At 67.3% G+C, this 22,629-nt stretch carries 25 protein-coding genes and 2 pseudogenes; 19 read left to right on the forward strand and 8 right to left on the reverse strand.

The annotated features are described in order from the left end of the window. Positions 1–8 precede the first annotated feature (8 nt). The 14 genes and pseudogenes from lptA (at position 9) to ACVOMM_RS00650 (ending at position 11,336) form a co-directional block, all read left to right on the forward strand. The gene (gene lptA, locus ACVOMM_RS00585) at positions 9–542 is read left to right on the forward strand and encodes a lipopolysaccharide transport periplasmic protein LptA (RefSeq protein WP_065174534.1); all 534 of its coding nucleotides are present in this window, start codon (positions 9–11) and stop codon (positions 540–542) included. Continuing rightward, positions 542–1,261 (forward strand): LPS export ABC transporter ATP-binding protein, encoded by a 720-nt coding sequence (gene lptB / locus ACVOMM_RS00590; protein WP_065174533.1) that lies wholly within the window; start codon positions 542–544, stop codon positions 1,259–1,261. Before lptA ends, lptB begins: the two co-directional genes overlap by 1 nt. Before the next feature lie 40 nt (positions 1,262–1,301). Next, complete coding sequence (locus ACVOMM_RS00595) at positions 1,302–2,726, forward strand: RNA polymerase factor sigma-54 (RefSeq protein ID WP_065182433.1); 1,425 nt, start codon at positions 1,302–1,304, stop codon at positions 2,724–2,726. Positions 2,727–2,784: 58 nt separating this feature from the next. Beyond that, positions 2,785–3,102, forward strand: coding sequence for a ribosome hibernation-promoting factor, HPF/YfiA family (gene hpf / locus ACVOMM_RS00600; RefSeq protein WP_005415556.1), 318 nt, complete (start codon positions 2,785–2,787; stop codon positions 3,100–3,102). 21 nt (positions 3,103–3,123) lie between these two features. Then, positions 3,124–3,576: a PTS sugar transporter subunit IIA gene (locus ACVOMM_RS00605; RefSeq protein WP_053519416.1), complete on the forward strand. Its 453-nt coding sequence runs from the start codon at positions 3,124–3,126 to the stop codon at positions 3,574–3,576. Next, positions 3,573–4,523 (forward strand): HPr(Ser) kinase/phosphatase, encoded by a 951-nt coding sequence (gene hprK / locus ACVOMM_RS00610; RefSeq protein ID WP_053519415.1) that lies wholly within the window; start codon positions 3,573–3,575, stop codon positions 4,521–4,523. Before ACVOMM_RS00605 ends, hprK begins: the two co-directional genes overlap by 4 nt. A gap of 27 nt (positions 4,524–4,550) precedes the next feature. After that, positions 4,551–5,435, forward strand: coding sequence for an RNase adapter RapZ (gene rapZ, locus ACVOMM_RS00615; RefSeq protein ID WP_053519414.1), 885 nt, complete (start codon positions 4,551–4,553; stop codon positions 5,433–5,435). A gap of 136 nt (positions 5,436–5,571) precedes the next feature. Further along, positions 5,572–5,964 carry a PTS sugar transporter subunit IIA gene (locus tag ACVOMM_RS00620; protein WP_065174531.1) on the forward strand — a complete coding sequence of 131 codons (393 nt, stop codon included), beginning with the start codon at positions 5,572–5,574 and terminating at the stop codon, positions 5,962–5,964. Next, on the forward strand, positions 5,957–6,226 hold the full coding sequence (locus tag ACVOMM_RS00625; protein WP_053519412.1) for an HPr family phosphocarrier protein: 270 nt from the start codon (positions 5,957–5,959) through the stop codon (positions 6,224–6,226). Before ACVOMM_RS00620 ends, ACVOMM_RS00625 begins: the two co-directional genes overlap by 8 nt. A 2-nt stretch (positions 6,227–6,228) precedes the next feature. Then, a complete protein-coding gene (ptsP, locus tag ACVOMM_RS00630; RefSeq protein WP_065174530.1) occupies positions 6,229–7,998 on the forward strand; it encodes a phosphoenolpyruvate--protein phosphotransferase in 1,770 nt (589 codons plus the stop codon). Positions 7,999–8,168: 170 nt separating this feature from the next. Next, entirely contained in the window at positions 8,169–9,530 is a 1,362-nt protein-coding gene (mgtE, locus tag ACVOMM_RS00635; protein WP_053519410.1) for a magnesium transporter, read from the forward strand. Between the two features lie 57 nt (positions 9,531–9,587). Beyond that, positions 9,588–9,854 (forward strand): hypothetical protein, encoded by a 267-nt coding sequence (locus ACVOMM_RS00640; protein WP_053519409.1) that lies wholly within the window; start codon positions 9,588–9,590, stop codon positions 9,852–9,854. A 70-nt stretch (positions 9,855–9,924) separates the two neighbouring features. Next, the gene (locus ACVOMM_RS00645) at positions 9,925–10,743 is read left to right on the forward strand and encodes a carboxylesterase family protein (RefSeq protein ID WP_277381463.1); all 819 of its coding nucleotides are present in this window, start codon (positions 9,925–9,927) and stop codon (positions 10,741–10,743) included. A gap of 101 nt (positions 10,744–10,844) precedes the next feature. Continuing rightward, positions 10,845–11,336: pseudogene (locus tag ACVOMM_RS00650) on the forward strand (REP-associated tyrosine transposase). 91 nt (positions 11,337–11,427) lie between these two features. On the opposite strand, the gene ACVOMM_RS00655 reads toward ACVOMM_RS00650, so the two are convergent. Genes ACVOMM_RS00655 through ACVOMM_RS00665 form a run of 3 tightly spaced genes read right to left on the reverse strand, consistent with a single transcriptional unit; the run spans position 11,428 to position 13,421 of the window. Next, positions 11,428–12,378, reverse strand: a complete 951-nt coding sequence (locus ACVOMM_RS00655) for an aspartate carbamoyltransferase catalytic subunit (protein ID WP_053519403.1) — start codon at positions 12,376–12,378, stop codon at positions 11,428–11,430. A gap of 16 nt (positions 12,379–12,394) precedes the next feature. Further along, a complete protein-coding gene (gene ruvX, locus ACVOMM_RS00660) occupies positions 12,395–12,862 on the reverse strand; it encodes a Holliday junction resolvase RuvX (protein ID WP_053519401.1) in 468 nt (155 codons plus the stop codon). Next, positions 12,855–13,421 (reverse strand): YqgE/AlgH family protein, encoded by a 567-nt coding sequence (locus ACVOMM_RS00665; RefSeq protein ID WP_065182436.1) that lies wholly within the window; start codon positions 13,419–13,421, stop codon positions 12,855–12,857. The genes ruvX and ACVOMM_RS00665 overlap by 8 nt, the downstream gene beginning before the upstream one ends. A gap of 89 nt (positions 13,422–13,510) precedes the next feature. On the opposite strand from ACVOMM_RS00665, the gene ACVOMM_RS00670 reads away from it, so the two are divergent. Continuing rightward, positions 13,511–14,056: a DNA-3-methyladenine glycosylase I gene (locus ACVOMM_RS00670; protein ID WP_053519397.1), complete on the forward strand. Its 546-nt coding sequence runs from the start codon at positions 13,511–13,513 to the stop codon at positions 14,054–14,056. An 84-nt stretch (positions 14,057–14,140) separates the two neighbouring features. Here ACVOMM_RS00670 and ACVOMM_RS00675 read toward each other — a convergent pair whose 3' ends face one another. Then, a complete protein-coding gene (locus ACVOMM_RS00675) occupies positions 14,141–14,848 on the reverse strand; it encodes a YitT family protein (RefSeq protein WP_053519265.1) in 708 nt (235 codons plus the stop codon). 159 nt (positions 14,849–15,007) lie between these two features. On the opposite strand from ACVOMM_RS00675, the pseudogene ACVOMM_RS00680 reads away from it, so the two are divergent. Next, positions 15,008–15,914, forward strand: a pseudogene (locus ACVOMM_RS00680) (LysR family transcriptional regulator). Positions 15,915–15,944: 30 nt separating this feature from the next. On the opposite strand, the gene ACVOMM_RS00685 reads toward ACVOMM_RS00680, so the two are convergent. The 3 genes from ACVOMM_RS00685 to ACVOMM_RS00695 form a co-directional block, all read right to left on the reverse strand. Then, positions 15,945–16,928 carry an aldo/keto reductase gene (locus tag ACVOMM_RS00685; protein WP_065175975.1) on the reverse strand — a complete coding sequence of 328 codons (984 nt, stop codon included), beginning with the start codon at positions 16,926–16,928 and terminating at the stop codon, positions 15,945–15,947. A gap of 157 nt (positions 16,929–17,085) precedes the next feature. Continuing rightward, positions 17,086–18,228, reverse strand: a complete 1,143-nt coding sequence (locus ACVOMM_RS00690) for a PilT/PilU family type 4a pilus ATPase (RefSeq protein WP_074900446.1) — start codon at positions 18,226–18,228, stop codon at positions 17,086–17,088. A gap of 99 nt (positions 18,229–18,327) precedes the next feature. Next, on the reverse strand, positions 18,328–19,365 hold the full coding sequence (locus ACVOMM_RS00695) for a type IV pilus twitching motility protein PilT (RefSeq protein WP_053519259.1): 1,038 nt from the start codon (positions 19,363–19,365) through the stop codon (positions 18,328–18,330). 87 nt (positions 19,366–19,452) lie between these two features. On the opposite strand from ACVOMM_RS00695, the gene ACVOMM_RS00700 reads away from it, so the two are divergent. Then, positions 19,453–20,130, forward strand: coding sequence for a YggS family pyridoxal phosphate-dependent enzyme (locus ACVOMM_RS00700; protein ID WP_459062720.1), 678 nt, complete (start codon positions 19,453–19,455; stop codon positions 20,128–20,130). 18 nt (positions 20,131–20,148) lie between these two features. Next, positions 20,149–20,970 (forward strand): pyrroline-5-carboxylate reductase, encoded by an 822-nt coding sequence (proC, locus tag ACVOMM_RS00705; RefSeq protein ID WP_460256313.1) that lies wholly within the window; start codon positions 20,149–20,151, stop codon positions 20,968–20,970. 60 nt (positions 20,971–21,030) lie between these two features. On the opposite strand, the gene ACVOMM_RS00710 is transcribed toward proC, so the two are convergent. Then, a complete protein-coding gene (locus ACVOMM_RS00710; RefSeq protein ID WP_481525745.1) occupies positions 21,031–21,906 on the reverse strand; it encodes a LysR family transcriptional regulator in 876 nt (291 codons plus the stop codon). Positions 21,907–21,936: 30 nt separating this feature from the next. Here ACVOMM_RS00710 and ACVOMM_RS00715 point away from each other — a divergent pair, with 30 nt between their 5' ends. Further along, positions 21,937–22,608 (forward strand): short chain dehydrogenase, encoded by a 672-nt coding sequence (locus ACVOMM_RS00715; protein WP_481525762.1) that lies wholly within the window; start codon positions 21,937–21,939, stop codon positions 22,606–22,608. Positions 22,609–22,629 lie beyond the last annotated feature (21 nt).

A 22,629-nucleotide genomic window follows, 5' to 3' on the forward strand; every position in this document is an offset into this window, starting at 1 on the left:
GGACCCCGATGAAGATCCCCTTTGCAGCCATGCTCGCACTCAGTCTTCTTGTCCCCGCCCTCGCGCAGGCGAAGTCGACCGACCGCAACGAGCCCATGAACATCGATGCCGGTGCACAGAACGGCATGCTCACCGGCGACGGCAAAACCGTGCTGTCGCAGGGCGTGATCATCACCCAGGGCACGCTGGACCTGCGCTCGTCCGAAGCGGAGATCTATCTCAAGGACGGCGAGCCGGTGCGTGTGGTGTTCACCGGCAAGCAGGCGAAGTTGAAGCAGCAGCTCGATGACGGCACCTGGATGGATGCGCTCGCCGACCGCATCGACTACGACATCAAGACCGAGATCATCACCCTCACCGGCAACTACAAGGTCACCAGCGCGCGCGGCACCAACGCCGGCCAGCGCATGGTCTACAACACCCGTACCGGCGAGATGAACTCCGGCGGCGACGGCAGCCGCGTGCGCACCGTTATCCCGCCCAAGAACAAGACGCCTGCCGCCACCACCACGCCGGCGCAGCCGGCCGGGAGCCGGAAGTAATGCTCGTCGCCAAGGGCCTGCGCAAGCGCTATAAGCAACGTGAGGTCGTCAAGGACTTCGGGCTCACCCTCGAAGCGGGCGAAGTGGTCGGCCTGCTCGGCCCCAACGGTGCCGGCAAGACCACCTGCTTCTACATGATCGTCGGCCTGGTTGCCGCCGATGCCGGCAGCATCGTGCTCGATGGCAAGGACATCACCGGCGATCCGATGTACACCCGTGCCAAGCAGGGCGTGGGCTACCTGCCGCAGGAGCCTTCGGTGTTCCGCAAGCTGACCGTGGCCGACAACATCCGCCTGGTGCTGGAACTGCGCGAGGATCTGGACTCGGCGGGCCGCGAGCGCGAGTTGAGCAGCCTGCTGGACGAACTGCAGCTGGGCCATGTGTCCGAACAGCTTGGCGCCAGCCTGTCCGGCGGCGAGCGCCGCCGCTGCGAAATCGCCCGCGCGCTGGCGGCGCAACCCCGGCTGATCCTGCTCGACGAACCGTTTGCCGGTGTCGATCCGATCTCGGTCGGCGAGATCCAGCGTATCGTCACCCACCTCAAGCAGCGCGGCATCGGTGTGCTGATCACCGACCACAACGTGCGCGAGACCTTGGGAATCTGCGACCGCGCGTATATCCTCGCCGAGGGCACCGTACTGGCCCAGGGTTCGCCGGAATCGATCCTGGACAATGCCGACGTACGTCGCGTCTACCTTGGGGACTCGTTCAAGCTGTGACCGCAGCTGCCGGGTTCCATTCCCCCTCTTCGGCACAGGCATGAAGACTCGGCTGCAGACATCGTTGGGACAGCAGCTGGTGCTCACGCCCCAGCTGCAGCAGGCGATCAAGCTGCTGCAGATGTCCAGCACCGAGCTGGAACTGGAGATCGCCCAGGCGGTGGAGAGCAATCCGCTGCTGGACTGGGCCGAAGGCAACGAGAGCGATGCCGCTGCCGGCGACGATGGCAACGGCGATGACGCCCCGCCCGAACGCGCCGACGCCGGCCAGGAGGACGACTGGGCAACGGCGGAACCGGACTGGAGCACCGCCGGCAGCGGCGGCAGCTTCGACGACGATGACGACAGCGGCAGCGCGGCCGAACGCGTGGCCGAAACCGAGACCCTGGCCGACCACCTGCTGTGGCAGCTGCACCTGTCGCATCTGTCCGCACGCGACCGCAGCATCGGGGCTGCACTGATCGACGCCCTGGACGACGATGGCTACCTGCGCGAACCGCTGTCCACCATCGCCGAAACCCTGCTGCCGGCGATCCACGCCGGCGAGGACGAGATCCTCACCGTACTGCACCAGATCCAGCGCTTCGATCCGGTCGGAGTAGCGGCACGCAGCCTGGGCGAATGCCTCCAGCTGCAACTGGACGTACTGGCGGCCGACACACCTGGCCTTGCCCTGGCACGCCAGGTCGCTGCCGGGCCGCTGGAGCGGCTGCCGCGCAGCGGCGTGGCCGGACTGGCGCACGAGCTGCGGCAGCCCCTGGCCGACGTCGAGACCGCCGTGGCCCTGCTGCGGTCGCTGGACCCGCGCCCGGGCACCCAGATCGCGCCGCTGTCGCAGGACACCTACGTGGTGCCGGACGTAGTCGTCTGGCGGCAGAACGGCGTGTGGCGCGCCGCGCTGGCCGGCCATGCCGGGCCGAAGGTGGTCATCCACCGCGGTTACGAACAGATGATCCGCCGCTGCGGTGAGGCCGACGCCGGCTACCTGCGCGCCCAGCTGCAGGAGGCGCGCTGGCTGCTGAAAGGCCTGCAGCAGCGTGGCGAGACCCTGCTGCGGGTGGTGCGCTGCCTGATCCTGCAGCAGTCCGGCTTCCTGGAGTTCGGCGAACAGGCACTGCGCCCGCTCACCCTGCGTGAGATCGCCGCCGAACTGGGCCTGCACGAATCCACCATTTCGCGGGCGATCGCCCGCAAGCATGTCCGGACCCCACGCGGCACCCTGCCGCTGCGCGCGTTCTTCGCATCGGGCATCGATACCGAAGGCGGCGGTGAGGCATCCAGCACGGCCATCCAGGCGATGATCCGGCGCCTGATCGATGACGAAAACCCGCGCAAGCCCCTTTCTGACGCCAAGCTGGCTGACCTGCTCAAATCGTCGGGAATTCCAGTGGCGCGACGCACCGTGGCGAAGTATCGTGAAGCCATGAACATTTCCGCCTCGCACGAAAGGGTCAGAATCGCTTGACGCACCGCCGCGCCCGGCGGAGAGGTTCATTGGCACATCCGAACACAGGAGAAACCCGATGCGCATCGAAACGTTTGGCAAAGACGTCGAAGTCACCCCGGCCCTGCAGTCCTATGTAGAGGAGAAGCTGGCCCGGATCGGAAAGCACTTCGACCAGCACTGCGAAGCGCGGGTGACCCTCAAGCTGCAGAAGACCGAACACCATGTCGACGCCAGCCTCAACATTCCCGGCCAGACCCTGCACGCCGAGGCCGGCGGCCAGACCATGTATGCCGCGATCGACCTGCTGGCGGACAAGCTTGACCGCCTGGTGATCAAGCACAAGGAGAAAAAACAGCAGCACGCACCGCTGCCGGTGGGTGACAATGGCGGCTGATCGCCACCGTTCCCCGCAGACATGCCCCTGACTGACCTCCTGGCGGCCGTGCAGACCCAGCTCTGCACGGCCACCGACCGCGACAGCGTCCTCAAGGCCGCGGCCGGGTTGCTGGCCTGCCGCCAGGCCAATGCTGAACAGATCTATCTGAACCTGTGCCAGCGTGAGGCGCTGGGCAGCACCGCGATCGGTTGCGGCATCGCCATTCCGCATGGCCGCGCGCCGACCCTGGACCGCCCACGCGGCGCCCTGCTGCGACTGGAGACCCCCGTCGACTTCGGGGGCGACGAGCCGGTCGACCTGGTGTTCGCGATGGCCGTTCCGGCCCACTACACCCATCAGCACCTGATGCTGCTGTCCGAACTGGCCGAACTGTTCTCCGCCCCCGCCATCCGCGAGGCGCTGCGCGCCGCCGGCGACGCGCGGGCACTGCGTCAGGCCCTGGATCTCACGCCCCCGGCGAGTGCCGCATGAATACCAGCATCACCGCACGCGAACTGTTCGAACAGCAGCGCGAACGCCTGGGCCTGCGCTGGGTGGCGGGAAAATCCGGCGAGAAGCGCGAGCTCGAGGCCGGCAACACCGTCTCCCGCCGGCCCTCGCTGGCGGGCTACCTCAATGCGATCTACCCCAACAAGGTGCAGATCCTGGGCACCGAGGAACTGTCCTGGCTGGACGCGCTGGAACCGCGCCAGCGCTGGGAGACGATCGAAAAGCTCATGCAGTCGCACCCGCTGGCGCTGGTGATTACCCGCAACCAGCCCTGTCCGGAAGACCTGCGCGCGGCCGCCGACGAGTCGGGCACGCCGCTGTGGGTATCTCCCAAGCGCGGCCACGAACTGCTCAATCATCTGTCCTACCACCTGGCACGCACGCTGGCGCCGCGCGTGATCCTGCACGGCGTGTTCATGGAGATCTACTCCATCGGCGTGCTGATCACCGGCGAAGCCGGGTCGGGCAAGAGCGAGCTGGCGCTGGAACTGCTCAGCCGTGGCCACCGCCTGGTGGCCGATGATGCACCTGAATTCACCCAGATCGCGCCGGACGTGCTCGACGGTACCTGCCCGGAACTGCTGCAGGACCTGCTGGAAGTACGCGGCCTGGGCGTGCTGAACGTGCGCGAGATGTTCGGCGACACGGCTGTAAAGAAGAACAAGTACCTTCGGCTGATCGTCCACCTGACCAAGCCGATGACCGAGCCCACTCCACATGGCTACGAACGACTGACCGGCGATTCCGGTACCCGCCATGTGCTGGACCTGGATGTGCCGCTGATCACGCTGCCGGTGATGCCCGGCCGCAACCTGGCCGTGCTGACCGAGGCGGCCACCCGCCTGCATATCCTGCGGACCAAGGGCATCGACCCGGCCGCGATGTTCATCGCGCGCCACAGCAACCTGCTGGAACGGCGAACACCCTGATTTCCCTGGCCTTCGAAGAGTCTGTCCATGAGCACCGCTGCCCCCACCGCCCCGACCCTGATCATCGTCAGCGGCCTGTCCGGCTCGGGTAAATCCGTCGCCCTGAAGACGTTCGAGGACCAGGACTACTACTGCTCGGACAACCTGCCGATCCAGCTGCTGCCGGACTTCGTGCGCAGCCTGCTGGCCCACCATGACGGCGCCGCGCCGCGCCGGCTGGCGGTCGGCATCGACGTGCGCGGCCAGGCTGACCTGAGCCAGCTGGCCAACTGGCGGCAACTGGCCACCGATGCTGGCGTGGAAACAAAGGTGCTGTTCTTTGAAGCCAGCGACGAGGCGGTGCTCAAGCGCTATGCCGACACCCGTCGCCGCCATCCACTCAGCCAGCTCGGTCTGTCATTGCCGGAAGCGATCGCCCGCGAGCGCGAACTGATCGCACCGCTGCGCCAGGAGGCCGACGCCATCATCGACACCAGCGCGCTCAACGTGCACCAGCTGCGCCGCCGGATCATCACCGAGTTCACGCTGGACCATGCAACCCGCCTGTCGCTGCTGTTCGAATCGTTCGCCTACAAGCGTGGCGTGCCGGCCGAAGCGGATTTCGTCTTCGATGCGCGGGTGCTGCCCAATCCGCACTGGGATCCCGAGCTGCGTGCGCTCAGTGGCCGCGAGCCGGGCGTGCGCGACTACCTGGAAGCCCAGCCGGACGTGCAGTGCTACCTCGCACAGCTGATGGGGTTTCTCGACACCTGGCTGCCGAAGCTGGGCGACGGCACACGCAGCTACGTGACCGTGGCCTTCGGCTGCACCGGCGGCAAGCACCGCTCGGTCTATCTGGCCGAACGGATGGCCCGGCATGCCCGCGAAATGGGCTGGGAAGACGTGGCCACCTATCACCGCGAGCAGGATTGAGAGGCCCGGCCGGGGTGCGCCCGACCGCCCCGCGGAGAGGCGGGATGGGCCGGCAGGCGGGGGACGCTGAATACGGGACACAGTGCCCCTCATCTGCGGCTATCGCCAATTCACCTTGACCTGTTAACGTGCAGTAATGACCTGTGGCATTCTCCTCGTAACACATCCCGGGGTCGGCGCCGCCCTGCTTGACGTGGCGACCCGGCTCCTGCGGCAGCTGCCGTTGAAGACCGAAGCTTTCGAAGTACCGTTCGACGCAGACCTGGATGCTCTGCTCCCCCTCGCCTCGGCCGCGCTGCGGCGGGTAGATGGTGGAGAAGGCGTGCTGATCCTGACCGACCTGTACGGCGCCAGCCCCGCCAACCTTGCCGGGCAGCTGGCCCGGCTGGGGACCCCGGTTCGCCGGGTGTCGGCGCTGAGCCTGCCGATGTTGCTGCGGGTGATGAATTATCCGGAACAGGCACTGGATCAACTGCCCGCCACCGCTGCGGCGGGTACCCGTAATGGAGCGATAGTCGACGATGCTTGAACGAGAACTCACCGTCAGCAACCGCCTGGGCCTGCATGCCCGGGCCACCGCCAAGCTGGTGCAGACCCTGGCACCGTTCCGGTGCAACGTGACCATGGCTGCCAAGGGCCGCGAGATCAACGCCAAGAGCATCATGGGCGTGATGCTGCTCGCTGCCGGCCAGGGCACCCCGGTCACCGTGCGCATCAGTGGCGAAGACGAAGCCGCCGCGATGGACGCGGTGGTCGACCTGTTCGAACGCCGCTTCGACGAGGACAGCTGATCGTGCCGCGCGCCCGCGCCGGCCAGCTCCCTTCCGGCCAACGGCCGGTCCAGCTGCTGGCTGGTCATGGCGCTGCGCGGGGTTCGGCGATGGGGCGTGCACGCGTGCGCCTGCCGCATGCGCTGGACGTTGCCGAACAGCGCGTGGCACCGCAGCAGATCGAAACCGAGCTGACGCGCCTGCATCACGCCGTGGATGCCGCGCGCGCGGAGATGCATGAGCTTCGGCAGCGCCTGCACGGCGCACTGAACCAGGAAGTAGGCGAATTCCTCGATCTGCACGCGCTGCTGCTGGACGACCCGGAGCTGCTGTTCGGCCTGGATGAGCTGATCCGCAGCGGCCCGTACAGCGCCGGATACGCCCTGCGCCTGCAGCGCGACCGCCTGGCCAAGGTCTTCGATGGCATGGACGATGCCTACCTGAAGAGCCGCATGGACGATCTGGATCATGTGATCGGCCGTATTCACGCCTTCCTGCAGCCGGAGCGTGCGCCGGTGATGAAGGGGCTGGCCGGCGAGATCCTGGTCTGCGACAACATCGCGCCGTCCGAGCTGGCACAACTGCAGGCACAGGGCGTCGTGGGCATCGTCACCGCCGCCGGCAGCGCGCTGTCGCACAGCGCCATCCTCGCCCGCAGTCTGCACCTGCCACTGATCGTCAACGTTCCGCAGCTGCTCAGCCGCGTTGCCGATGGCGACGTGCTGATCGTCGATGGCGCCGACGGCAGCATCACCGTCAACCCGCAGGCCGACAACCTGCGTGACTATCGCGCACGGCTGAAGGAACACGCCCGCGAGCAGCGGGAGCTCGGACGCCTGCGCAGCAAACCCAGCCGTACCCGCGACCAGGTCGACATCGCCCTGCTGGCCAACGCCGAATCGCTGGAGGACGTAACCCAGGCCCACGCCCTCGGCGCGCAGGGACTGGGTCTGTACCGCACGGAATTCCTGTTCCTGCAGCGCAACGAGCTGCCGGACGAGGAAGAACAGTTCCGGACCTACCGCGACGCCGCGCTGGGCATGAGCGGGCGGCCGGTGACCATCCGCACCCTCGATCTGGGTGCGGACAAAGCGGATCGTACCGGCCTGACCCTGAGCAACGAAGAGAACCCGGCGCTTGGCCTGCGGGGCGTGCGCCTGTCGCTGGCACGGCCGAAAGTGGCCGACACCCAGCTGCGGGCGATTCTGCGTGCCTCGGCCTATGGCAAGCTGCGGGTGCTGGTGCCCATGATCAGCACGCGCGAAGAGCTGCTGGCCGTGCGTCGGCGCATGCTCAAGCTGTCCGAACAACTGCGCGCGGAAGGGCACATGGTGGCCGACCACGTGCCGCTGGGGGCGATGATCGAAGTACCCGCCGCTGCTCTGGCGCTGGAGAGCTTCATCGACCTGGTCGACTTCCTGTCGATCGGCACCAATGACCTGGTGCAGTACCTGCTCGCGGCCGACCGCAACAACGAGGCGCTGGGCGAACTCTACTCGCCGCTGCACCCGGCGGTGCTGCGCCTGCTGCAGATGGTGATCGAGACCGGCGCACGCCATCGTGTGCCGGTGGCGGTGTGCGGCGAGATCGCGGGGGACGCACGCATGGCGCCGCTGCTGCTGGCACTGGGCCTGACCGAGTTCAGCCTGCATCCGGGCACGCTGCTGGAAGTCCGCCGCGCGATCCGCGAGGCCGACCTGGCATCCCTGCGCGCCCGCGCTCCGAAGCTGCTGGCCGCGCGGGACCGTCGCGGCATCGAGCGCTGGCTGGCACTGGTGGCCGATACGCCCTGACGGCCGCGCTGCGCGCTCGCCGGGCATGGCCCGGCGGAATTCATGGACCCCGCTGGCCGCAGACACCGGGGTATGCGTTGAAACATCCCCTTGCGATAATGACGCGCTGAACACCCTTGTTGCCGCATCCTTGCCAGGATCGCGGCTTTTCTTATCCCGCGGGAGCTGCGATGGCTGAAGCTGTACGCCACGACAAGACTGCGCGCCAACTGCGGATGCTGTCCGATGCACTGGACAGTGGCCGGCTGGGACCGGTGCGTCGCCTGGTCAATACTCTGGCCCCCGCCGAGATCGGCAACCTGCTCGAATCGCTGCCGCCGGGAAAGCGCGAAGTCGTGTGGGGCCTGGTCGATCCGGAAGATGACGGCGAGGTGCTGGTCCACGTCGGCGACGACGTGCGCGAGAGCCTGCTCGCGGACATGGACCCGGACGAGATCATCGCCGCGGTCGAAGACCTGGACATCGACGACCTGGCCGATCTGGTCGAGGACCTGCCGGACACGGTCATCGACGAAGTCCTCAAGTCGATGGACCGCGAGAACCGCGAGCGCCTCGAGCAGGTCCTGTCCTACCCCGAGGACAGCGCTGGCCGCCTGATGAACCCGGACGTGGTGACCGTGCGCGCCGACGTCAACGTCGACGTGGTGCTGCGCTACCTGCGCCTGCGCGGCGAACTTCCGGACCATACCGACCACCTGTTCGTGGTCAGCCGCCGCCATCAGTATCTTGGCCGTGTCTCGCTTGCAGCGCTGGTCACCCATGAAGACACCACGCCGATCAACCGGTTGATCGACGACGAACAGCCGGCGATCGATGTCGGCGAGAGCGACCAGGAGGTCGCCCGCCAGTTCTCCGACCATGACTGGATTTCCGCGCCGGTGGTGGACGATAACAACATTCTGGTCGGCCGCATCACCATCGATGACGTGGTCGACATCATCCGTGGCCAGGCCGAGCACCAGGCGCTGGGCGCCGCCGGCCTGGACGAGGACGAGGATCTGTTCAGCCCGGTGTGGCGCGCGATGCGCCGTCGCCTGATGTGGCTGTCGGTGAACCTGTGTACCGCCTTCCTCGCCTCCAGCGTGGTCGGTCACTTCGAAGGCACGATCGACAAGCTGGTGGCGCTGGCGGTGCTCATGCCCATCGTCGCCGGCCTCGGCGGCAACGCAGGCACGCAGGTGCTGGCGTTGATGGTGCGCGGCCTGGCGCTGGGCCAGGTGGGCGCATCCAATGCACGCACCCTGCTGTGGAAGGAAGTGCGGGTGGCACTGCTCAACGGCCTGTTGCTGGGTTCCGTGCTGGGCCTGATCGTGCTGGCCTGGTTCCATTCGCCGGGGTTGTCGGCGGTGATCGCCATCGCGCTGACCTTCAACCTGCTGTTCGCCGCGCTGGCCGGTGTGCTGGTGCCGCTGACCCTGAAACGTTTCGGCTTCGATCCGGCCTTGGCCAGCGGTATTTTCCTGACCGCCGTGACCGATTCGATGGGCTTCTTCACCTTCCTCGGCCTGGCCACCCTGGTGCTGCTGCACTGACCGACCTGCGCCCTGCCGCCGGTCGGGGCGCGGGGCCCATTCCCACTGGAACACCCCATGGCAACCACGATCGAAAACTACTTCCAGCCGGGTTGGCGCGACCAGCTGCATACCTGTGCCGCGTGCGAATGGAAGGGCAGTTCGCGGGCAATGGTGATGGAGCTGGACGAGGACGCCACCGAGTACGACTGCCCGGTGTGCGAGAACCCGCTGCTGGTGGTGCTGCACCCGGATCTGGCACAGGTACGGGCCGCCGCCGCCGAAGGCAACGCTGAAGCGCAGGAGCAGCTGGACATCGTCGCCAGCGCCCCCCGGCCCGAGTGACGCGCTGCACGATGCTGGCCAGGCGCGACTGGACTACCATGAAAACGATTCCAGATCAGGAAACGCGCTCATGGTTCGTCTGCTTGCACGCTGGTTGCCGCTGCTGCTGGTCCTGATGGTAGGGGGCTGCGCCAGCACCGCCGAACGGACGCACGGACGCTTCGAGGCGCGTGCGGTGAAGGTGGATGGCCGGACGGCCTATTACCAGGTGTTCATTCCCGCGGGCCTGCAGCCGCGTGGTCCGGCGCAGCAGGGTGCCGCGCCGGTCGATGTGCCCGTCATCCTGTTCCTGCACGGCTCTGGCGAGCGTGGCGGCGATGGCGTGAAGCAGACCCACGCCGGGCTCGGCCCGTACCTGCGCGACCACCGCGACTTCCCGGCGCTGGTGGTGTTCCCACAGGTTCCCGGGCACGAGGAATGGAGCGGCCGCAACAACCGGGTGGCCCTGGCCGCACTCGACGCCACCCTCGCAGAGTTCGGTGCCGACCCGGCCCGGCAGTACCTGACCGGCATGTCGATGGGCGGCTACGGCAGCTGGAACATCGCACTGGATGACCCGCGCCGTTTCGCGGCGATCGTGCCGGTCTGCGGCGCGGTGCTGGCCCCCCGCGCGGTGCGGCCGACCCTGTTCGTGGAGCAGGTCGCCAACGAAGCCGATCCCTATGCCGCGATCGCACAGCGCCTGCGGCACACGCCGATCTGGATCTTCCATGGTGCGCTTGACGATGTGGTGCCACCAGACGACGACCGCCGCCTGCACGCCGCGTTCCAGGCCACCGGCGCCGCCGACGTACGCTACACCGAGTATCCGCAAGGTAACCACAACGCCTGGGATGCCACCTACGCCGATGCCGCAATGTGGGCGTGGTTGTTCGCGCAGAAGCGATGAGCCATAGCTTCGGTAGTTGCCAACCTTGGTTGGCACTGGCCTACCTGAAACCAGCCCATTCCCCGATGTTCACTGGAAGCAGGCCCGTCCATGCTTGCTCCATGCAGAACACACGTCTCCTGCTCGGTCGTCGCTCCAGCATCGGCCTCAGCTATATCCTCACCACCGTCGTCCATGACCGCGCGCCGCTCTTCACCAACGCCGCAGCGGCCGCCTTGGCAGTCCGCGAATTCCAGCGACTGGATCAGGAATGCTTCACCCGCTCGATTGCGTACGTGGTCATGCCCGACCACATCCACTGGCTGGTCGAACTACGTGCGGGAACGCTGGAAACCGTCATGAAGCGTTTCAAGTCGCGCACCGCCCAGCAGGTAAACCGGTTGCTGGGGCGAGTCGGGCGCTTCTGGCAGGCCTGCTATCACGATCATGCGATCCGCTCTGACGAATCGTTGCACCGGCATGCGATGTATCTGATGGGAAATCCGATCAGGGCCGGGCTGACGACGCGGCTTGGGTAATATCCCCATGCATGGTGCGAATGGGAGCTTGGCGCTTCGTGTGATCCGCTCGACAACTTGGGCGCGGATGGATAGTGCCAACCAAGGTTGGCATCTACCAGAGCGGTGCGCGGACAAGCCGCGCGGTAAGTGTGTCAACCAAGGCTGACACCTACCAGAGCGGGGTTCAGCCCAGCAGGGTTTCCAGCACGGCCATGCGCACGGCGACGCCGTTGGCGACCTGGCGCAGCACCCACGACTGTGGGCCATCGGCCACATCGTCGGTCACTTCCACGCCGCGGTTGATCGGGCCGGGGTGCAGCACCGCGGCGTCCTTGCCGGCGCGGGCCAGGCGTTCGCGGGTCAGGCCGTACTGGTCGTGATACTGCTCCAGCGACGGCACCAGCCCTTCTTCCATGCGCTCGCGCTGCAGGCGCAGCATCATCAGTGCGTCGACCCCTTCCAGCATCGCGTCGAAATCTTCGCCCACCACGCAGCCCTTCAGGGTTTCGTCGTCCGGCAGCAGCGACTGCGGGCCACACACGCGGATCTCGCCCACGCCCAGCGTGCGCAGTGCGTGCAGGTCGGTGCGGGCCACGCGCGAGTGCTTCACGTCGCCGACGATCACCACCTTCAGCTTCGAGAAATCCGGACCCTTGGCCTGGCGCAGGGTCAGCATGTCCAGCAGGCCCTGGGTGGGGTGCGAACTGCGCCCATCGCCGGCGTTGACGAGGGCGGTGCCCTCGCCCGCCGCTTCGGCCAGTGCGGCCACGGCACCATCATCGGGATGGCGCACCACGAAACCGCGCACGCCCATCGCTTCCAGGTTGCGCAGCGTGTCGCAGGCGGTTTCGCCCTTGCGCGTGGACGAGGTCGACGCATCGAAGTTCAGCACGTCGGCGCCCAGGCGCTGCGCGGCCAGCTGGAACGAACTGCGCGTGCGGGTGGACGGTTCGAAGAACAGCGTGCACACCGCGGAACCGGCCAGCACGTGCCGCTTGTTGCCGACGCGGCCGACCGCCGCATCGCGGATCTGGCCCGCGCGGTCGAGCAGCTGCAGCAGGGTGTCGCGGGGCAGGCCCTCAAGAGTCAGCAGGTGGCGCAGGCGGCCGGAGGCATCGAGTTGCTGGGCGGTCATGGCGGGAATCGTGCAGTCAGGGAATGGGAGTGGCGTCGTCCGGCGAGGACAGCCAGCGGTCGATGATCACCGCCGCAGCCACCGCATCGAGCGCGGCCGCATCACGGCGGCGCTTGCGCCCTTCGGCGCGCTCGACGGCGAAGCGGCGGGCGGCTTCCACCGAGCTTGAGCGCTCGTCGATCATCACCACCGGCAGCTTGAATCGTTCCCGCAGCTGGCGGGCGAAGCCCTGCGCGCGCTTGCGGTTGGGTTGGTCCTGGCCGTCGAGCGTCAGCGGATCGCCGACCACCAGGCCATCGGGCTTCCATTCCTTGATGAGGCGTTCGATCGCCGCCCAGTCCGGGCCGTTGCCGTGCACGTCGACCACGGCCACGGCACGCGCGTGCGCGGCGAAGGCACTGCCGATGGCCACACCGATCCGTCGCGCGCCGACATCGAAGCCGAGCACGGTGCCATCGCGACGGAGGGCGGCCGGCTCAGACATGGCCGCTGTAATCGGTGAGCCGGAACAGATCCACGCCGATGCGCGAGGCCGCGCCCTGCCAGCGCTGCTCCAGCGGCAGCTGGAACACCAGTTCGGCGTCGGCCGGCACGGTCAGCCAGCTGTTCTCGGAAAGCTCGCTTTCCAGCTGCCCGGCGCCCCATCCGGCGCAGCCAAGGGTCACCACGGCATTGGCCGGGCCTTCGCCGCGGGCCATTGCTTCGAGAATGTCGCGCGACGTGGTCAGGTACAGGCCATCGCCCACCGTCAGGCTGGAATCCCAGGGCCGCGCATCGTCGTGGATGACGAACCCGCGCTCGGGATGCACTGGCCCCCCGTTGAGCACCATGCGCGCCTGCAGGTCGCCATCGCTGGTGGCGATGTCCATCTGCGACAGCACCTCGCCCAGCGTGTACTCGGACGGCTGGTTGACCAGCACGCCCATCGCCCCGTTCTCGTCGTGCTGGCAGATCAGCGCGACGCTGCGGGCAAAGGTCGCGTCGAGCAGCGACGGCAGCGCGACGAGCAGGTGATCGGCAAGGGAAGTGGGAGTTGCGGGCATGCCGCCATTCTAGCCGCTGGTCGCCCCCGATGCCTGCACCTGCCGGTCACGGCGCGCATAATGACCACCCCGTACCGCAGGAGTTCGCCTTGTCCGGATATTGCCTGATCGCCCCCGGCCACCCGGTGCACGACTACTACCACGCGCACGAGTACGGCTTCCCGCAGCGCGACGAACGCGAGCTGTTCGAGCGGCTGGTGCTGGAGATCAACCAGGCCGGCCTGAGCTGGGAGACCATCCTGAAGAAGCGGGAAGGATTCCGCGCAGCCTACGATGCCTTCGACGTGGACCGGGTCGCGGCCTATGCCGAGCAGGACATCGAGCGCCTGCTCTCGGACCCGGGCATCATCCGCAACCGCCTGAAGGTGCTTGCCGCGATCCACAACGCACAGGTGATCCAGCAGCTGCGTGCGGACCACGGCAGCTTTGCCGCCTGGCTGGACGCGCATCACCCACGCAGCAAGGCTGACTGGGTGAAGCTGTTCAAGAAGACCTTCCGCTTCACCGGCGGCGAGATCACCGGCGAATTCCTGATGAGCCTGGGCTACCTGCCGGGTGCGCACGCCGCGGACTGCCCGGTGCATGCGCGGCTGCTGAAGCTGTCACCGCCCTGGCTGCAGGCCGTCGCCCGCTGAACTGCATCCGCCGGGCATGGCCCGGCGCTACCACCCGCTGATCTGCATCCGCCGGGCATGGCCCGGCGAACGCGGAAGGCGCGCTTACACGCCCATGTAACGGCCGGGCCGGTGGTTGAACATCAGCACCAGGCTGAGCACCACCGCGCCGATCGCCGAATACATCACCTTGGACGGCGAAAGCACGAAGAACGCGGCGATCATCAGACAGGCATCGTAGGACATCTGCACCTTGCCGGCGCTCCAGCCACGGGTGCGCTGCAGGTAGACCGCCAGGATGCCGATGCCGCCCAGGCTGGCGCGGTGGCGGATGAAGAACAGGATGCCCAGCCCCGACAGCGCGCCGCCGACGATCGCCGAGTACAGCGGATGGATGTGCGAGAAATCGATCCAGCGCGGCAGCAGATCGGTCAGTACGCCGCAGGCGGTAACCGCGGCAAAGGTCTTCAGGGTGAACTCCCAGCCCATGCGCCGCAGCGCCACCCAGTAGAAGGGCAGATTGACCAGCACGAACACCAGCCCGAAGTTCCAGCCCATGGAGTAGTGCAGCAGGAAGGCCATGCCGGCCATGCCGCCGATCATCAGCCCGCCCTTGGCAAAGATGGCCAGGCCCAGCGAGGCCACCATCGTCGCCAGCACCATGCCCTGCACGTCCTCGGCCACCGAGTGGCGCAGCGCTTTCTCGTCGGCGGTGGTACCGGCGCTGTCCGGCGGCGGAGTCAACGGACCGGCGGTGACCAGGTGGCCGTCAGCGTCGTCGCACGGCGCGGGGCCATGGGAAGGATGGGACATGCGGGTGGGGGGGACAGCGGGGGGAGGCGGTATTAGACACGATCCGCATGACAGTTGCAGATGAAATCGTTCAGCTGGATGCGCCGCCCTGCCTGAGGGCTCCCCGGAAAGCATCAGCCTGCGCGGCAGCGGGCAGCGGCGGCGCCGTATCATTCCCGCATGCCGCGCGAAAACCTCAACGACCTGCAGGCCTTTGTCCACGTCGCCCGCGAGGGCAGCTTCACCCGCGCGGCCGCCCAGCTGGGTGTCTCCCAGTCCGCGCTCAGCCATGCCATGCGCGGCCTCGAAGAGCGGCTCGGGGTGCGCCTGCTGACCCGGACCACCCGCAGCGTCTCCACCACCGAGGCTGGCGCCCGCCTGCTCGCCACGCTGGCACCACGCCTGGCCGAGATCGAGCACGAACTGGCCGCGTTGGCCGAGTACCGCGACCGCCCCGCCGGGACCATCCGCATCAATGCCACCGGCCACGCCGCTGAGTACTTGGCGTGGCCGCGGCTGGCCCCCCTGCTGCAGCGCTTCCCCGACCTGAAGATCGAATTGACCACCGACTACGGCCTGGCCGACATCGTCGCCGAGCGCTATGACATCGGCATCCGCCTCGGCGAGCGCCTGGCACGCGACATGATCGCCGTGCCCATCAGCCCCCCGCTGCCGGGGTGGGGGGGGGGGGGGCCCCCGGGGTATAAAAAGAAACCCCCCCCCCCCCCCCCCCCCCCACGACCTGGCCAGCCACAACTGCGTCACCCTGCGCCTGCCCACCCATGGCGGACTGATGCCATGGGACTTCGGCCAGGATGGCCACGAACTGAGCGTGCGCGTGAGCGGGCAGTGGACCTTCAACACGATGGGCATGACCCGCAGCGCGGCACTGGCCGGCAGCGGGCTGGCCTGGCTGCCGGAAGACCAGGTCCTGCCGATGCTGGACGATGGGCGCCTGCAATCGGTGCTGGACGACTGGTGCCCGCCGTTCGATGGCTACTACGCGTACTACCCCTCGCGCCACCACGTGACCCTGGCGATGCGCACGGTGCTCGATGCCCTGCGCGGGCCGATGATGGACCGATGAGTGCGGGCCCAAGGCCCGCACCCACCACGATCAGCCCTTGACCTGCGCCGCACGCTGGGCGTTGTAGCGCTCGCCGACGATCGACACTTCATCCAGCGCCTGCGCGATGCGCTGCCGTTCTTCGCTCGACAGCTGCAGGTCCACCGCTCCCAGGTTCTCTTCCAGGCGATGCACCTTGGTGGTACCCGGAATCGGCACGATCCAGTCCGCCTGCGCCAGCAGCCAGGCCAATGCCACCTGTGCCGGGGTGGCACCGCGGGCGGCGGCAATGGCGCCGATCCGGTCCACCAGCGCCTGGTTCGCCCGGCGCGCTTCGACTTCAAACCGCGGCACGGTGTTGCGGAAGTCGTCGGCCTCGAACGTGGTCTCTGCATTGATCGTACCGGTCAGGAAGCCCCGGCCCAGCGGACTGAATGGTACGAAGCCGATGCCCAGCTCCTGCAGGGTCGGCAGCAGTTCGCGCTCCGGCTCGCGCCACCACAGCGAGTACTCGCTCTGCACCGCAGCGACCGGCTGCACGGCATGTGCGCGGCGCACGGTGGCGGCACTCGCTTCGGAGAGCCCGAAGTGGCCGACCTTGCCTTCGGCAATCAGGTCGCGCACGGTACCGGCGACGTCCTCGATCGGCACGTTGGGATCGACACGGTGCTGGTAGAACAGATCGATGTGATCGGTACGCAGGCGCTTGAGGCTGGCTTCGGCCACGGCACGGATGTTCTCCGGGCGGCTGTCCAGCCCGGTATCGGCCTGGGCATTGCGGAAACCGAACTTGGTGGCGATCACCAGCCGGTCCCGATGCGGCGCCAGCGCCCTGCCCAGCAGTGCCTCGTTGGTGTACGGGCCATACACCTCGGCCGTGTCGAAGAAGGTGACCCCGCGCTCCACGGCTGCGTGCAGCAGCGCGACGCCCTGCTCCAGTTCCACGGGCTTGCCGTAGCTGTGGCTCAGGCCCATGCAGCCCAGGCCGAGGGCGGAAACCTTCAGGCCGCTGCGGCCGAGTTCACGTGTCTGCATTGTCATGCTCCAGAGGGGGAGCGCTGACGATACGCCTGCGGCCTCATCGGATTGAACCGGCTGCGCCGCAGTCGGTCATGACTGGATTTCATGAATCCGGCCGTCCCGGTGATCTTCCGCGGCGCCGGGCGACGCCCGGCTGCCGTCCTCTGCTGCTTCAGCGGATCTCGGAGATTTCCACGCCGTCCAGGCCCTGCGACAGGGTGCGCGCGTCACCGCCCTGGCTCAGCTTGATGCGCAGCCGCACTTCGTTCTGCGAATCGGCATACCGCAGCGCATCCTCGTAGCTGATCTCACCGGCCTGGTACAACTCGAACAGGCTCTGGTCGAAGGTCTTCATGCCCAACTGGACCGATTCCTTCATCACTTCCTTCAGCTTGTGGATCTCGCCGTCGCGGATGTAGTCCTGCACCAGCGGCGTGCCCAGCAGGATCTCCATCGCAACCTTGCGCGAGCGGCCATCCGGGGACGGCACCAGCTGCTGGGCGACCACGCCCTTGAGGTTCAGCGACAGGTCCATCAGCAGCTGGTTGCGGCGGTCTTCCGGGAAGAAGTTGATGATGCGGTCCATCGCCTGGTTGGCGTTGTTGGCATGCAGCGTCGCCAGCACCAGGTGGCCGGTCTCGGCGAAGGCGATGGCGTGGTCCATGCCTTCGCGGGTACGCACCTCACCAATCATGATCACGTCCGGCGCCTGGCGCAGCGTGTTCTTCAGCGCGGCCTCCCAGCTGTCGGTATCGATGCCCACTTCGCGCTGGGTGATGATGCAGCCCTCGTGCTTGTGCACGAACTCGATCGGATCCTCGATGGTGATGATGTGGCCGGTGGAATTCTGGTTGCGATAACCGATCATCGCTGCCAGCGACGTCGACTTGCCGGTACCGGTCGCACCGACGAACAGGATGATGCCGCGCTTGGTCATCGCCAGCGTCTTGATGATCGGCGGCAGGCTCAGTTCTTCCACGGTCGGGATGCGCGTCTCGATGCGACGCAGCACCATGCCCACCTGGTTGCGCTGATAGAAGCAGCTCACGCGGAAACGGCCGACACCGGACAGGCCGATGGCGAAGTTGCATTCGTGGGTCTTCTCGAACTCTTCGCGCTGTGCCGGCGTCATCACGTTCAGCACCAGGTCGCGGCTCTGCTGCGGCGTCAGGGGTGTCTGCGTGATCGGCGCGATCTTGCCATTGACCTTCATCGCCGGCGGCATGCCCGCGGTGATGAACAGGTCCGAGGCGCGCTGGTGCGCCATCAGCTTGAGGAAGGAGGTGAAATCGATGGTGGTGGCGGTGGTGTTCACGGCAGGCTCCCAGGAGGCATGTGCCAGGCTTCAGTCGATGGTCGGAACATCGCGGAGTCGCCGGCGCGGTCGCGCGCCGGGGCCCGCTTCTGCCTTGCCTTACTCGAACAGTCGCTTGTCCTTGGCGTACTCGCGCGCCTGGTTGCGGGTGATCAGGCTGCGCTTGACCAGGTCCTGCAGGTGCTGGTCGAGCGTCATCATGCCCTGCTGCTGACCGGTCTGGATCGCCGAGTACATCTGCGCCACCTTGTCTTCGCGGATCAGATTGCGGATGGCCGGCGTGCCCACCATGATCTCCCACGCTGCGGTACGGCCGCCGCCCACCTTCTTCAACAGTGCCTGCGAGATCACCGCGCGCAGCGACTCGGACAGCATCGAGCGCACCATCGGCTTCTCGCCGGCCGGGAACACGTCGATGATGCGGTCGATGGTCTTGGCCGCCGAACTGGTGTGCAGGGTGCCGAACACCAGGTGGCCGGTCTCCGCGGCGGTCAGTGCCAGGCGGATGGTTTCCAGGTCGCGCAGTTCGCCGACCAGGATGATGTCCGGGTCTTCTCGCAGTGCCGAGCGCAGTGCCTCGTTGAAGCCATGCGTATCACGGTGTACTTCGCGCTGGTTGATCAGGCACTTCTGCGAGGTGTGCACGAACTCGATCGGATCCTCGACAGTGAGGATGTGGCCGTATTCGCTCTTGTTGATGTAGTCGATCATCGCGGCCAGCGTGGTCGACTTGCCCGAACCGGTCGGGCCGGTCACCAGGATCAGGCCCTGCGGCTGCTGGATCAGTTCGCGGAAGATCGGCGGGCAGGCCAGATCCTCCAGCGTCAGAACCTCCGACGGAATGGTACGGAACACCGCGCCCGCACCCCGGTTCTGGTTGAACGCATTCACGCGGAAACGTGCCAGCGACGGGATCTCGAACGAGAAGTCCACTTCGAGGAATTCCTCGTAGTCGCGGCGCTGCTTGTCGGACATGATGTCGTACACCAGCGCATGGACCTGCTTGTGGTCCAGTGCCGGGATGTTGATGCGGCGAACGTCGCCGTCCACGCGGATCATCGGCGGCAGGCCTGCGGACAGGTGCAGGTCGGACGCTTTGTTCTTTACGGAAAACGCCAACAGCTCGGCGATATCCATGAGCGGCTACTCCCCAATAACGGCTTCGACTGGAAGGATCTTTCCCCGGGCGGCAGTATAGCCTCCTGATCGATTGGAACGCGTTACGTGGCCACTGCCCTGCCCCAGATCCTGAGCACCCTGCACGCTGCGGCGGAGGCCGCCGGACGTGCGCCGCCGCGCCTGCTGGCGGTCTCCAAGACCCAACCGGCCGAGGCCGTGGCCGCCCTTGCTGCACAGGGCCAGCGCGCCTTCGGCGAAAACTACGTGCAGGAGGCGCTGGCCAAGATGCAGGCGCTGCAGCACCTGGACCTGGAATGGCACCTGATCGGCCATCTGCAGTCCAACAAGGCCGAAGCGGTGGCCACGCATTTCGACTGGGTACAGAGCGTGGACCGTCCCAAGCTGGTGACTGCACTGGCCCGCCATCGACCGGCGGCGCGCGGAGCGCTGAACGTGCTGATCCAGGTCAACATCGATGATGAATCGAGCAAGCACGGCTGCTCGCCAGAGGACGTCCAGGCCCTGGCCGAGGCCATCGCCGCCGAGCCTGGCCTGCGGTTGCGGGGTCTGATGGCGATCCCGGCGCCGTGGCCGGAGGCGGAACGCCGCCGCGACGCATTCGTGCGCATGCGCACACTTTTCCAGACACTGGCCGACCGCTTCCCGCAGGTCGATACCCTTTCGATGGGCATGAGCAGCGACTACACCGAGGCCATCGCCGAAGGCGCCACCCTGGTGCGCATCGGCACCGCCCTGTTCGGCGCCCGTCCGCGGCCGGCCTGACATTCCGAGGAGACTTCCATGGCAGCAGATTCCATCACCTTCATCGGCGGCGGCAACATGGCGCGCAGCCTGATCGCCGGCCTGATCCGCCAGGGCGTGCCTGCCACGCGCATCCACGTGGCCGAGCCGGTCGCCGCCGTGCGCGATGCGCTTGCCAGCGACTTCGGCGTGCATACCCACGACAGCGCCAGCGCGGCCGCCGCGCAGGGCCAGACCTGGCTGCTGGCGGTCAAGCCACAGGTACTGCGCGACGTCTGCCAGTCGCTGCAGCCGCTGGCGCAGGACAACCGACCGCTGGTGGTCTCGATCGCCGCGGGCATCACCAGCACGCAGCTGCAGCGCTGGCTGGGCGGCACGTTGCCGGTGGTGCGCGCGATGCCCAACACGCCCGCGCTGCTCGGTGCCGGCGTCACCGGCCTGTACGCAACACCGGCAGTGGATGCACCGCAGCGGGCCCAGGCCGAGCACCTGCTGGCCAGTGCCGGACGCACGGTATGGATCGACAGCGAGCCGTTGATGGATTCGGTCACCGCTGTCTCCGGCAGCGGTCCGGCCTATGTGTTCCTGCTCGCCGAAGCGATGGAAGCGGCAGGCATCGCCCAGGGTCTGCCCGCCGACGCCGCACGCACGCTGGTGGTGCAGACGCTGCTGGGCGCCTCGCGCATGCTCGATGAAGCGGGCGAAAGTCCCACCGAGCTGCGCCGCCGCGTGACCTCGCCCAACGGCACCACCCAGGCTGCGATCGAAAGCTTCCAGGCCGGCGGCTTCGAGGCACTGGTGGATGCCGCGCTGCGCGCCGCACAGGTGCGCGGCCAGGCACTGTCAGCGGCAAACGACTGATTCCTTGGGGTCAGATCCCTTTGCCGGGGCAAAGGGATCTGACCCCATCTCCCCCGATGCTCATTGCCCCAACGTGGTCATGACGAAGTCGACGAAGCACTGCAGGCGCGGGCGCGGGCGACGGTCCGGCAGATAGATCAGGTGCATCGGCCGCGGCGCCGGCAGATGGTCGCGCAGCAGCGGTTTCAGCCGGCCTGCAGCGATCTCCGTGGCCAGCAGCGCCGTCGGTTGCAGAATCAGCCCGGCCCCCGCCACGGCGGCCTCGCGCAGCGCGAAGCCGTCATTGCTGGTGAGCCGCGCCTCCCAGTCCACATGCTCGCCACTGGCCAGCTGCCAACCGTGCCCGCCACGCCACGCCAGGTGGCTCAGACAATCGTGCCCCTGCAGATCCGCGGGCGTCCGCGGCGTGCCTCGACGGCGAAGGTACGACGGCGCTGCGCACAGGCTCATCGCATAGGGAGGCAGCGAACGCGCCACGATGTCCGCCGAGGGCAGCGGACCGACCCGGATCGCCGCGTCGAAGCCGTCTTCGATCAGGTCCACCCGCCGATTGCTCAGATCCAGTTCGATGTTCAGCAGCGGCTGTGCACGCAGCAGTTCGGCCAACCGGGGCGCCAGCACGCAGCTGCCCCAGGTGGTGGGAGCACTGACCCGCAACACACCGCGCGGCTGCAGCTGCAGGCCGGCCACGTCCGCCTCGGCCTGCTGCACCTGTTCCAGCACCTGCCGGCAACCGGCCAGATAGGCGCTACCCGCTTCGGTCAGGCGCTGCCGCCGCGTGTTCCGCTGCAACAGCGCGGTGCCGAGGTGGCTTTCCAGCTGCTGGATGTACTTGCCCACCATCACCGCAGACACCTGCAGGTGCTCGGCGGCAGCGGCGAAACTCCCGCGCTCGGCCACGGCGACGAAGGCCTGCATGCAGCGCAGCATGTCCATTGCTAAGTCCTGATTAGTAATCAGCGAATCATACGCGGCTTACCAAACCGCGTCGTCACGGCGCAGACTGCGCTTCGTCTCCCCAAGCAAGGAACCGTCATGAAGATTCTTCTCGTGGGCGCCACCGGCACGCTCGGCCAGGCCGTAGCGCGCCAGCTCGGCCAGCAGCACCAGATCCTGGACGCAGGGCGCAGCAGCGGCACGCTGCGCGTCGATCTGACCGACGATGCCAGCGTCAACGAACTGTTTGCCCGCACCGGCGCGGTCGATGCGGTGATTTCCACAACAGGCAAACTGCATTTTGGTCCCCTGCGTGACATGACGCCCGAACGGTTCAACGTCGGCCTGCAGGACAAGCTGCTCGGGCAGGTACGGCTGGCACTGGCCGCCCAGCATCACCTCACCGCCGGTGGCTCGATCACCCTGACCAGCGGCATCGTCAGCGCCCAGCCGATCCGCGACGGCGTCAATGCAACCTCGGTGAACGCCGCGCTGGAAGGATTCGTGCGCGCAGCGGCCCTGGAGCTGCTGCCCCGCGGGCTGCGCATCAATGTCGTCAGCCCGAATGTGCTGGTCGAATCAATGGATGCCTACGCGCCCTACTTCCCCGGCTTTGAAGCGGTGACCGCCCAGCGCGCGGCACTGGCGTACCAGCGCGCGGTGGAAGGCATCCTGAGCGGTGAAACGATCACCGTCTGGTGATGCATGATCCAGCCTGGCGTG

It is taken from the genome of Stenotrophomonas sp. STEN009 (assembly GCF_056760395.1).